General features: G+C 64.6%; 10 protein-coding genes. 3 read left to right on the top strand and 7 right to left on the bottom strand.

Annotated elements, in window-relative coordinates; translation table 11 throughout:
• Nucleotides 1-57 precede the first annotated feature (57 nt).
• Nucleotides 58-1197: a DsrS gene (locus B1C78_RS03590; RefSeq protein ID WP_245795291.1), complete on the top strand. Its 1140-nt coding sequence runs from the start codon at nt 58-60 to the stop codon at nt 1195-1197.
• Here the strand turns inward: B1C78_RS03590 and B1C78_RS03585 are convergent.
• The 3 genes from B1C78_RS03585 to B1C78_RS03575 all read right to left on the bottom strand — a co-directional run bounded on the left by B1C78_RS03585 (nt 1151) and on the right by B1C78_RS03575 (nt 3300).
• Complete coding sequence (locus tag B1C78_RS03585) at nt 1151-1369, bottom strand: hypothetical protein (protein WP_077277775.1); 219 nt, start codon at nt 1367-1369, stop codon at nt 1151-1153. The genes B1C78_RS03590 and B1C78_RS03585 overlap by 47 nt on opposite strands.
• 70 nt (nt 1370-1439) lie before the next feature.
• Nucleotides 1440-2015, bottom strand: a complete 576-nt coding sequence (locus tag B1C78_RS03580; protein ID WP_077277774.1) for a hypothetical protein — start codon at nt 2013-2015, stop codon at nt 1440-1442.
• Nucleotides 2016-2775: 760 nt separating this feature from the next.
• Complete coding sequence (locus B1C78_RS03575) at nt 2776-3300, bottom strand: zinc ribbon-containing protein (protein WP_077277773.1); 525 nt, start codon at nt 3298-3300, stop codon at nt 2776-2778.
• 122 nt (nt 3301-3422) lie between these two features.
• On the opposite strand from B1C78_RS03575, the gene B1C78_RS03570 reads away from it, so the two are divergent.
• Nucleotides 3423-4187 carry a class I SAM-dependent methyltransferase gene (locus tag B1C78_RS03570; RefSeq protein ID WP_245795290.1) on the top strand — a complete coding sequence of 255 codons (765 nt, stop codon included), beginning with the start codon at nt 3423-3425 and terminating at the stop codon, nt 4185-4187.
• Between the two features lie 12 nt (nt 4188-4199).
• Nucleotides 4200-4700 (top strand): OsmC family protein, encoded by a 501-nt coding sequence (locus B1C78_RS03565; RefSeq protein WP_077277771.1) that lies wholly within the window; start codon nt 4200-4202, stop codon nt 4698-4700.
• Nucleotides 4701-4710: 10 nt separating this feature from the next.
• Here B1C78_RS03565 and cuyB read toward each other — a convergent pair whose 3' ends face one another.
• The 4 genes from cuyB to B1C78_RS03545 all read right to left on the bottom strand — a co-directional run bounded on the left by cuyB (nt 4711) and on the right by B1C78_RS03545 (nt 11026).
• Nucleotides 4711-5418 carry a cysteate racemase gene (gene cuyB / locus B1C78_RS03560; RefSeq protein ID WP_217697994.1) on the bottom strand — a complete coding sequence of 236 codons (708 nt, stop codon included), beginning with the start codon at nt 5416-5418 and terminating at the stop codon, nt 4711-4713.
• A 136-nt stretch (nt 5419-5554) separates the two neighbouring features.
• Nucleotides 5555-6199: a response regulator gene (locus tag B1C78_RS03555; RefSeq protein WP_077277769.1), complete on the bottom strand. Its 645-nt coding sequence runs from the start codon at nt 6197-6199 to the stop codon at nt 5555-5557.
• Entirely contained in the window at nt 6196-8421 is a 2226-nt protein-coding gene (locus B1C78_RS03550) for a PAS domain-containing sensor histidine kinase (protein WP_175628225.1), read from the bottom strand. Before B1C78_RS03550 ends, B1C78_RS03555 begins: the two co-directional genes overlap by 4 nt.
• A 70-nt stretch (nt 8422-8491) precedes the next feature.
• Nucleotides 8492-11026: an EAL domain-containing protein gene (locus B1C78_RS03545; RefSeq protein WP_175628224.1), complete on the bottom strand. Its 2535-nt coding sequence runs from the start codon at nt 11024-11026 to the stop codon at nt 8492-8494.
• Nucleotides 11027-11029: the final 3 nt, after the last annotated feature.

The following is an 11029-nucleotide window of genomic DNA, read 5'->3' as shown; positions in this document are numbered from 1 at the left end:
GGGTGAGGGTGGTTTCCCTTCTCTCTTGCCTCTTGTCTCTTGTCACTGCGAAGGTTCATGAAAATGAACCTGAGCCCCGAAGACGCCCTGCGCCTGAACGTGCTCCTCAACCAGGAGCTGTTCGCGCTGCGCATCGACGAGGGCAAGCGGCTGGTCACGGGACTGACCCCGAGGGGCGAGGCGAAGGTGCCGCTCAACCCCAACTGCGCCGAGGAGAAGTACCTGCGTCAGGTGCGCGAGATGATCTCCAACCACGTGCTGGGTTCGCCCCACGGCTATCCGCGCTTCATGCACCGCTGGACGCGCATGGGGCATGCGCGCGCCGAGAGTCTCACGAAGCTGCTGCGTCTGGGTGAGCCCGAAGCAGTGGCCGCCGTGGTGCACGCCGAGGGGCTGACCGACGAGATCGCCCGCCATGCCTGGTGGGTGGACCAGTCCCCGGACCATGCGCGCGCCATGCTCGCCCGGGAACAGGTGGCAAGGGGCGAGATGGGCAAGGTGCTGGCGGACTTCCTGGTGGAGTTTCTACCCTACGAGGAGGACACCCAGAGGGTGGTGGAGTCCGTTCGCCTGGTGCTGCAACCGGGACTCGTGGACGATGCCACCCGCACTCAGCTCTGGGCCCGTGGCCAGCGCAAGCCCGCCTACCGGGTGGGCTTTCTCAAGACTCTGCCCGATGACTTGCCCGTGGAGGCGGTGCCCCACCCGCGCTTCGCGGCGCTGGAGCCTGTTCTCGGCGAACTGGCGGCGACCGGCAATGAACACGCCCGTCTGCTGGCGCGCGTGCTGGCTGCGCCGGGGCAGGCCTGGCTGGAGACCGTGGAAGGGGTGTTCAGGCGATGCGCCGACCAGGGCGTGGTGATTCAGCTCTTCGAGGCCATCGAGGCCTATTTTGCCCCCATCAAACCGCCCGATGTCCGCTACCGCGACATGACGCCGCTGCTTCAATACTGCGCCCAGCCCGAGGACTGCGTGAACGATGCGCGCCTGTGCCGCGAACTGGCGGCACTCAAGGCGCGGTTGCCGGAAGAGGACCTGCCGCTGCTGGAGAGCCTGCGGGTCTGCGCCTGCGTGGGCGAGCAGCTCATCGCCCCCATCTTCGGCCTGTCAGACTCCGTCGGCCCCGCCCTGCGCCAGAGCATCGAGCCTGTCATCGACCCCCTGATGCCGCACCTGAACCGTCTGCGGGGGCGGTGATATTGACCACGAAGCTCACGAAGGACACGAAGAAAAAGCATTTCTCTCGCAAAGCCGCGAAGGGAACAAGAGGACAGCCATCATTCAGCGGCACCGGCTCGAACTCGCCGTTGCTGGTGGAATCGAGCTTGACGGGCAGGCGAAGCCCCTCGGGATCCTGGCGCTGGCGCATGACGACACTTCTCCGGCTCTCTCTTGCTTGTAGTGCCGCCATTGTACCCCGGCCGGATGGCTGGCCCCCGCTACCCGCCGTCGCGCTGCGCCGCCACCGCATGGATCGCGGACTTGCGCTTGGAGCCCATGACGGTTCCGACGACCCAGCCAACCCCGTAGCCGCCGACCGCCATAAATACCGTGAACCCGAGCCAGTCAATGGTGTCGTCTGCCGTGTTCATGGTCAGGAGCACGAGAAAAGTGCCGATTCCTGCCAGTATGGCCGGGATCCAGGCGAACAACACTTTCCCCAGATCGGAGCGCGCGACTGTCTGTTGCGTGTTACGGTTGACGCCCCGGAACCAGACTCCCCCGCCGAGCCGCCACAGCGTGACGCGCTGGCCTGCGGTGCACGGCAGGACCATGTTCACCAGCTCGATCGCGTGCTCCGTCCCGTCGTCCTCGCGCAGCATGATCGTCTGGTAGCGGGTGGTCTTGGACTTGATTCGCCCTTGCACATACGAATAGGGGCCACCCCCGCCATGGATCTGTCCGGTGACCTCGGTCTCGCTGCGCGTGGTCTCGCTCTGGACCTCGCCACTGAGTTCGTAAACCTCGTAGGTGAACTGGGCCGCCTTGCCCTCGCCGATTTTCTTTGCCGCCATCGCACTCTCCCCGGTTATGCCGCTTCACTTCAAAACACCTCGGAATGCATGCGAGTGTGGAGGAATCGCATCATTAGCTCCCAGCTGCAGCTCCCAGCTGCTAGGGACAACCCGCTTGCAACAGTCCAGGAGAAATCTCGTCTGGTTGGTGGTGCTTTGTTAGTTATATTGTTCGATTACTGCATTGACCGTTCGTGGTCCAAGCCGGACCATTCATCGTCTTGGTTTGTCGATTCATGACGGTACTCCACGCGCTCTGGGCGAGTGGCGGATCATGCAGGCGGCGACTGCACGTCATGCCCTGATCCGTGTGCGTGGCGAACCTGAGCCCGGCAGCCACAGGGAGAGTGTTCCGGATTCTGAAACCCGACACACCTCCCAAATGGGGGGCGGTGGGCCGGGCCCAAGAAAGCGCAAGAAAGCGGGGATTAACTCTTGACCACGGAATAAATCCCTCCGTCCCCTTTTTTGCCGTCAGTGGTAGGTTGGGGTGAGCGGAGCGAACCCCAACATGGCATAGGTCTCCCGCACCCCCGCGTGTTGGGGTTCGTTCCTCACCCCAACCTACGTGATAGTTCCTGGTGACAGACCAATTTTCTTCGCGTGCTTCGCGGCTTTGCGAGAGGAATGTTTTTTCTTCGTGTCCTTCGTGAGCTTCGTGGTTCAGGAACAGGTCTAGCCCGTATATCTCACCGGGATCGCGGGAGCAGGCGAAGACGAGCCTGAACCGCGATCCCGGTGAGGTATGCGGGCTAGCCGCTCACTCCCCCCGGATACGCTGGAACTTCGTGCCCTTGCACTTGGGGCAGGGCGGAATGTGGCCGCTGGTCTTGAAGTGCAGTTCCTCGCCGCAGTTGATACAGGCGAGTACGCCGGGGCCGGCGATTTCTCCGGTGTGGCGTTCACGGATCGCCGCGCGGGCGGCGATCTCGGCGATCTCGACGCGGGTGCGGTCGGCAATGGAGCCCAGCAGGTCCATGATCTTCGCCTCGATGAGTTGCAGGTCCATGCGGAACCAGTCCCGGTAGTCCTTGCTGGTCTCGTTGAGGTACTCCGCCATGTCGTGCAGGTCCTCGCGCACATAATGGGCCACCTTCTCCGCTTCTTCGCGGGTGATCTCGCCCATTTCCACGGCCCGCTCGCGCGCGTGCTTCAGCGCCTCCTCCAGCGTCGGCGCTGCGCGCTGCTCCGCCGTCTCCATCGCGTGGCGCACGCGCTCCAGCATCCTGTCATAGGCGTGGGCCAGGCGGTCCTTGACCTTTTCGTCGTGCTGCTTCTCGCTCATGGAGGGTCCTCCGGGATTTGTTGGGTTGGACGATTGCCGTTATGGTTGAGGCTACCAAGTTCGACAGCGCACCGCCATGCGAATTCGCTACACGGATGCGCCGCCCTGCGGGAGGAAATACAGTGAACTGGTTGAGCTACGGCGAACTCGCGTGGACGGAGCCTGTCATCGCACCCCCCCAGGAGTACGCGGAGGAGACCGAGTTCTACATCGGGCAGATGCGCAGGCATGCACAAGACAGCATGGTGACCCTGCTCCACCTGGGATGCGGTGCGGGATGCAACGACTGGACCTTCAAGCGGCATTTCCGGGTGACCGGTGTCGACATCAGTGAAGGCATGCTCGAGGTGGCCCGCAAGCTCAACCCGGAGGTCACGTATGTGCACGGCGACATGCGCAACATTGATCTGGGCGAGCAGTTCGACGCCGTGGCCATTCCCGATTCCATCGACTACATGGTGACGCCGGCCGATCTGGACGCGGCCATCGGGACGGCGCGCCGGCACCTGAAGCCCGGCGGGGTGCTGCTGGTGGTGGCGAAGACGCGCGAGGCGTTCTTCGAGAACAACTTCTGCTATACGGGCGCCCGAGAAGACGTGGAGATCACCATCTTCGAGAACAATTACATCCCGGCAGAGGCCCCCTCCACCTACGAGGCAACCATCGTCTACCTGATCCGGCAGCGCGGAGAACTGAGCGTCTACACCGATCGTCACGTGCTGGGCCTGTTCTCCCAGGCGCAGTGGCTGGCGGTGCTGCGGGGTGCGGGCCTGGACGTGAAACAGACCGTACTGGACGGCGCCTACGATCGGTTCATCATGGGGGACGGCGAGTATCCCATGCAGGTGTTCGTCGGCGTGGCGCTGACGGCCGACCAGGCACTTTGACAGAGGTAAGACATGAAAGGACAGGAACTGAAGGACTTGCAGGCCCCGCTCAAGGAGGCCTACAGGCAGGACCCGGAGCGCGCAGTGGTCACGCTACGCGTGCAGGGCGAGTTGGGTGAAGGTATCGCCTGTCGCGTCGACACCGGCCGGGCACTGGTGGAGGCCGGGCTGCATCCGGCTACCGGCGGCGACGGCAGCCAGGCCTGCTCTGGCGACATGCTGCTGGAGGCGCTTGCCGCCTGCGCCGGGGTGACGCTGCGCGCCGTGGCCACGGCGTTTGACGTGGAGGTACGCGGAGGCCGGGTGATCGCGGAGGGCGACCTGGATTTTCGCGGCACCCTCGGGGTGGCTAAGGACTGTCCGGTCGGATTCAGTGCGATTCGCCTTCGCTTCGAGATCGACTCCGACGCGGACCGGGAGATCCTGGAAAAGATCATCACGGTCACCGAGCGCTACTGCGTGGTTCTGCAGACCCTGCGCAATCCGCCGGGTGTGGTCGCGACCCTCAACTGAGGGGTCCGGATCACGGACCCGCGCGGCGTGCCTCGTGCACCACGGCCTCGGCCAGCACCTGGGCGGAATCCACCACAGGGCAGGGTGTATTCAGTCTGTCCGCCACCACGGAGAGCTCGGTACAGGCGATCAGAAGTACGCCCGCGCCGGCGTCCGCCAACTGTGCTGCCGCCGCGTTCAGGGCGGCATCCACCTCGTTTCCGTAACGGCCCGTCTTGATGCGCCTGATGGCGGCCATCAGGGCGTCCTGGACATCCGGTCGCGGGCTGACGGCCTCCAGGCCCTGCCGGGCGAGCGCCTCCTCGTAGAGCCCGAGCCGGAGGATGGCGCTGGAGGCCAGCAGGCCGACTGTGCGGATGTCGGGATGTTCCCTTGCGATGGTTTCCGCGGACAGGTCCAGCATGTTGAGCACCGGGATGGACACCGCCCGGCGGATCTCCGGGTAATAGTAATGGGCCGTATTGCAGGGCATGGCCAGGAAATCCGCGCCCCAGGCCTCCAGGCGTCGCGCCATGTCCTGCAGGCAGGGCCCCGCACTCTCGCCGTCGCCGTCCAGCAACGCACGGATCCTCGAGGGCACCTGGGGATTGTTGTCCACCACCATGCGCACGTGGTCCGCGTCGTCCCTGGCCGGCGTGGCGCGGATGACCCGGGACATCAGGTCCACGGTGGCCTCGGGGCCCATGCCGCCGAGGATGCCAGCGATCCGGTGGGTCACGTGCGTCTCCATGGGGATGTGGTGCGGGCGGTGGCTCGTCAGCCCGGGGTGTGTCTCGCCAGTCTACGGTATCCAAAGGGGCGGCAGCAGCCCCTGGCGGCGCCCGATCCGCGTCGCAGTCCTGAAGGGGCGGCCCTTACCCGACCGATGTCATCCCGTGCCGTATGGCGAAGCGCACGAGCCCCTGGAGATCCCCGATATGCAGCTTCTGCATGATACGCGCCCGGTAGGTTTCCACGGTCTTCGGCGAGATCGACAGGGTGGTCGCGATGCTGGCCACTGTGCCGCCCTCTGCCAGGAGCTGTAGAACCTCGCGCTCCCTGACGCTCAGTCGGTCCACAGGCTGGACCGTGTCCCGGGCGAGCAGGTGCTCGTCCACCACCTCTTCGGAGATCCTGCGGCTGAGGTAACGCCGGCCCTGGTGTACGGCCAGGATGGCATCGATCAGCTCGGTGCCCGCCGAGGCCTTGAGGACGTACCCCCTCGCGCCCGCCTGCAGTGCGCGAACCACGTACTCCACATTGGGGTGCATGGACAGCATGATTACCCGCGTGTTCTCCAGCCGTTCCCTGATCTTTATCGTGGCCTCAATGCCGTTGAGGTCGGGCATGGAGATATCCATGACCACGATGTCCGGCTGCAGCTCGCCGGCCAGCCGGATCGCTTCGCGGCCGTCCCGGGCCTGACCGGCAACGTGCAGCATAGGATTGGACTCGAGCAACAGCCTCAGTCCGTCGCTGACCACCGCGTGGTCATCCGCCACCAGTACGGAGATACTCATGACGGCCTCCGGGTTTCCACGATCACGCTGGTGCCTTCCCCCGGATGAGACATGACGCGGAACTCCCCGCCGATGGATCGTGCGCGTTCGCGCATGGTCATCATGCCCCAGCGGGTACTGTCATTGCTCCGGTCGGGATCGAAGCCCACGCCGTCATCACGGATGATCAGCCTGACCTTCCCGGGGCGCACCTGCAGCTCGACCCACCCGTGCCCCGCCTGTGCGTGTTTTGCCATATTGTTGAGTGCTTCCGTGAAAATCCTGAACAGCGCGATCTCTATGTCCGGATCCAGGCGGGGATTGGGATCCCGGCCGCGCATGGTGACGGCAATCCCCGTCCGACGTGTGAACTGACCGACGTAGGAGCGCAGGGCACTGGCGAGGCCCAGATCCTCCAGCATGGGAGGAAGCAGTTCGGTCATCAGATCGGTGATGCGGCCCGTGGTGTCTTCCACCATGCCGCGGGCGTCGTTGATCCGTTGCAGCAGGTCTTCCGGTGCGTCCTCCGGCATGCGGGCTCTCAGGATATCCAGATTGATGCCCATTGCCGTCAGGTTCTGCCCCACCTTGTCGTGGAGTTCCCCGTGCAGCCGACGCCGCTCGGTCTCCTGGGTCGAGGACAGTCGATGGGACAGGGTTCGCAGGGCCTCTGAATAGGCCGTGATTTCCTGCTCGGCCCACTTGCGTTCGGTGATGTCGGTCAGGCAGTGGATGGCGCCGACGAGCCGCGCTTCGGCGTCCTGCCGCGGGATGACGTTCACCACGACCACCCGTCGGCTGCCGTCCGGCCGTTCAACCACGAGCTCCTGATTGTAGAGAGGCCTGTTGGTGCGCAGCGCCTGCGCCATCGGGGTTTCATGAAATGCCATCCGGGAGCCATCCGTGTGGTACATGCCATGTAGCTCGAAGAAGGTATCGGCCGGCTCATCGACGGTCGGATGACGCCCCCACAGGGCGGCCGCGTGCTTGTTGAAGGTCTCGATCCGGCCGCGTGTGTCCGTCGTGAAAACGGCGATGGGCAGATTGTCCAGCAGCCCGCGCAGCGTCAGCTCAGCGGCGCGCAGGTCGTCGTTGGACAGTTCGAGTTCTTCCGTGCGCCGGCGCACGAGCGCCTCGAGCGTTTCATGGCTGCGCCGCAGGATCTGCTCCGCCTCCTTGGCGTCGGTGATGTCCGTGCAACTCCCGATGAACCCGAGGAAGGTTCCGTCACTGTCGGTACGCGGTGTGGCGTCATCATGGATCCAGCGATACGTGCCGTCCCACCGGTGAAGCCGATACTCCACGCTGAGGGGGCGGCGAGCCCGCAGCGCCTGATGGAATGCGGCGAGGCAACGGGGTCTGTCTTTCGGGTGCACGCTCTTCTGCCAGCCATCTCCCAGGTGTTCCTCGTAGCCGCGACCGGTGAAATTGCACCACTGATCGTTGAAATAGGTACATTGCCCCTGGGCATCGCACATCCAGATCATGGCGGGTGCCGAGTTGGCGAGCATCCGAAAGCGCGACTCGCTCTCCCTGAGGGCGTTCTCGGCCAGCTTCTGCTGCGTGACGTTCCGCAAGAAGCATCGGGTGTGAACCAGTCGGCCGTTCTTATGGTGACCGTTGGCGGTGACGAGCAGGTATCGGATCGTTCCATCGTTGTGCACAAACTCCATCTCCAGATTCTTGACCGGTTCGCCGCGCTCAAGCATTTCCAGCAGCCGGTGCCCCTGGTCCGGTACCGCGCAGAACTCGGTGATGCGGTGTCCCTCGAATGCCGGGCGTGAGTATCCGAGTTTCGTGAGCAGAGCGGGATTCGCGCGCAGGATGCGTCCCTGCGAGTCCATCAACTGGATACCCACCGGGGCGTTCTCCAGGAAGTCGACCAGTTCCTCCTGTGTTGTCCGCAGGGCCTGCATGGCGCCGCGCCGTGAGGAGTCGAGAAGCACCAGGCCCCAGATACCCACGAGGCTGAGGGCACGATTGGTGAAGGCCAGATCCTGCAGCAACGGTTCGCCGGGTTCACTGAACCAGAAGCCCAGGAGTGTCAGTGCGCCGCAGCCCAGCCCAGTGAGGAACGTGTGCCATTGGGAACGCAGTGTGAGCGACAGGAACACGGGCAGGATATAGAGAAACGGTATGCCGCTGCCCAGGGGCACGGCGAGGTCCAGCAGGAAGATCACCGCCGCCATCATCATGATCAGCACGGTCATGACGGTGGGCAGCGATCCAGTCCTCAGCGGCACGAAGAGCCTCTGGAATCTGGGATATGCGGCCATACCCGCTTCCCCGGAGTAAGGGTTGTAGATTCCCATTCTAGCTCCTCGTCTTGCCTGTTGCGGCGCCCTCTGTGGGCGCTCTGGACGTGTGCCGGGCAGCCCGCGTGGACGTGCGGCCGGCGGAGGAAGCCGTGCGCCGGGGGCGGGCGAAGCCCTGGAACGATTTCTCGGGAACGGGCTTGCATGCCAGATAGCCCTGGTACTCCGGGCACTTCCGGCCGGACAGGAACGCGAGCTGCTCTGTGGTTTCGACGCCTTCAGCGGTCACGACCAGGTTGAGGCTTGCGGCCATGGAGAGGATGGCCGTGACAATGGCCGCGTCGTCGGAATCCGTGCTCAGGTCGCGGATGAAGGATTTGTCGATCTTGAGCTTCTGGATGGGCAGACGCTTGATGTAACTGAGGCTTGAATACCCGGTGCCGAAGTCGTCGATGGCGATGCGTACGCCCAGGGCCCCGATGCGTCCCAGCAGGGCGGAGGTCTCGTCGATGTCGTGCATGAGTGCGCTTTCCGTGACTTCCAGTTCCAGTCGCCTCGCGTCGATGCCCGTCTCCTTCAGCAGGCGGGCGACGCGCCGATCGAAATCCGGATGCCGGAGCTGGCGCGCAGAGACGTTGACCGAGATGTCCAGGCCAGGCAGTCCGGCTGAGTCCCAGGCGCGCAACTGGTTCAGCGCCTCGCGCAGCACCCAGTCGCCGAGCGGGATGATCTGGCCGGTGCGCTCGGCCAGCGCGATGAACCGGTCGGGCGGCACCATGCCCATCTGGGGATGTGCCCAGCGCAGCAGGGCCTCGGCCCCCACTACCACACCGGTCTCCGTGGCGATACGCGGCTGGTAGTGCAGCAGGAACTCGCCGCGTTCGATCCCGCGCCGCAGGCCTGCCTCCAGCGCCAGGTTCTCCAGCGAGACCGCATGCAGTGCGGCATCGAACACCTGGTAGCCGCCTGATCCCTGCTGTTTTGCATGGCACATGGCCGAATCGGCCTTGCGCAGCAGGTCGGTTGCACCGGTGGCATGATCCGGATGGCTCGCGATCCCGATGCTGAGGTTGACGAAATACTCCTGTTCGTCGATGACCAGGGGCTCGGCGAACATGTCCAGGATGCGCTGTGCCACATCCACGGGCGCCGTTCCATCTTGCGTATCGGTGAGCAGCAGTGCAAACGTGGCGCCGAACAGCCGCGAGGCGTTCTCGGAGGCCGGGGCCACGTTTCTGAGGCGCTCGGCGATACGCTTGAGTACCTGATCGCCGGCGGCATGGCCGAGGGTGTCGTTGATCTCCTTGAAGCGGTCCAGGTCCAGTATCAGGAGGGACAGGCTGCGTGCCGTGTCGCGGCCGGAGCCGATGGCCTGCTCGATGCGCTGTTCGAAAGTCCGCCGGTTGGGCAGGCCGGTCAGCGGGTCGAACATGGCCCGATAGCGCAACTCCTCCTCGGCCCGGCGGCGCTCCGTCACGTCCTCGGCGATCCCGGCGATCCGGTACACGACGCCCTGTTCGTTTCTGACGGGGAACGCCCGCGAACGGATCCATCGTTGGCTCTGGTCGGGGCGGATGATGCGGTACTCGCAGTCAAAAGCGTGCTCGGACGCCTTGTCGCCCATGCGCATGAGCACCTCTCGGCGATCATCCGGGTGAATGGCCTTGAGCCAGAGGTCGGGATCACGGTAGAGCGCCTCGGCGTTGTAACCCCAGATCTCCTCGAAGGCGCGGCTCGCGTAGAGGACTTCGGATGTGGACGCGTCAATGAGCCAGAAGACCTCGCGAATATTGTCGGCGAGTTGTCGAAAGCGTGCCTCCGCCTCCCGGCGCTCGGTGATGTCCCGGGTGATGCTCAACACCGACACGCTCTTGTGGTCGTCCCGCATCGGCACGCTGTGGGTTTCCATCCAGCGCAGGGTTCCCTTGAGGCCGATGACCCGGAATTCCAGGGTGCCCGAGTGCCCGCTCAGCACCTTGCGATGGAGCTGGAAGTAGGGGCCGACATCGTCGGGGTGGAGCAGGCGCGCCAAGGGCTTGCCGATCACTTCCCCGCGACTCGAGGCCTCGATCATGCGCAGCCCCGCCGGGTTCATCTCCGTCACAAGTCCCTCGGCGGATACTACCTTGACGCACTCGGGCTCGTTCTCGACGATCGCCTTGAGGCGGCGTTCGCTCTCCGCCAGGGCCAGTTCAGCCCGCTGCTTGGCGGCCCGCAACCGGTGCCGGGCCACCGCCTGTTCGATGGCGGCGCCGAGTCGGGTGAGCCGGTCCTTCATGAGGTAGTCCGCGGCACCGTAGTGCATGGCCTCGATGGCCGTCTCCTCGCCTACGGTTCCGGAGACGATGATCACCGGCGTGTTGATTTTCAGCTCCGCCACGATCTGCAGCACCCGGTGCGCACCGAAGGACGGCATCGTGTAATCGCAGAGGATGGCGTCCCATTCTTCGTCTGCGTGTTTCCGGAAATCGACCTCGTTGTCCACCCACAGGCTCGACACGTCCAGCCCGGAGGCCGCCATTTGCCGCTGGACGAGTTCAGCGTCGTCCTGGACGTCCTCGACGATGAGGATTCGGAACTGCTTGGTATCCATGGT

It is taken from the genome of Thioalkalivibrio denitrificans (genome assembly GCF_002000365.1).
GTDB classification, from domain to species: Bacteria; Pseudomonadota; Gammaproteobacteria; order Ectothiorhodospirales; family Ectothiorhodospiraceae; genus Thioalkalivibrio_A; species Thioalkalivibrio_A denitrificans.
The sequence above is the reverse complement of the archived record's forward strand: the minus strand, read 5'-3'. Positions and strand labels throughout refer to the sequence as shown.

What these genes read in the sequence shown, in the direction of transcription:
- B1C78_RS03585 (WP_077277775.1), bottom strand. Translation starts at nt 1,369, where the DNA reads ATGCGCCAGCGCCAGGATCCCGAGGGGCTTCGCCTGCCCGTCAAGCTC.
- B1C78_RS03565 (WP_077277771.1), top strand. Translation starts at nt 4,200, where the DNA reads ATGAAAGGACAGGAACTGAAGGACTTGCAGGCCCCGCTCAAGGAGGCC.
- B1C78_RS03545 (WP_175628224.1), bottom strand. Translation starts at nt 11,026, where the DNA reads ATGGATACCAAGCAGTTCCGAATCCTCATCGTCGAGGACGTCCAGGAC.
- B1C78_RS03575 (WP_077277773.1), bottom strand. Translation starts at nt 3,300, where the DNA reads ATGAGCGAGAAGCAGCACGACGAAAAGGTCAAGGACCGCCTGGCCCAC.
- B1C78_RS03590 (WP_245795291.1), top strand. Translation starts at nt 58, where the DNA reads ATGAAAATGAACCTGAGCCCCGAAGACGCCCTGCGCCTGAACGTGCTC.
- B1C78_RS03555 (WP_077277769.1), bottom strand. Translation starts at nt 6,199, where the DNA reads ATGAGTATCTCCGTACTGGTGGCGGATGACCACGCGGTGGTCAGCGAC.
- B1C78_RS03580 (WP_077277774.1), bottom strand. Translation starts at nt 2,015, where the DNA reads ATGGCGGCAAAGAAAATCGGCGAGGGCAAGGCGGCCCAGTTCACCTAC.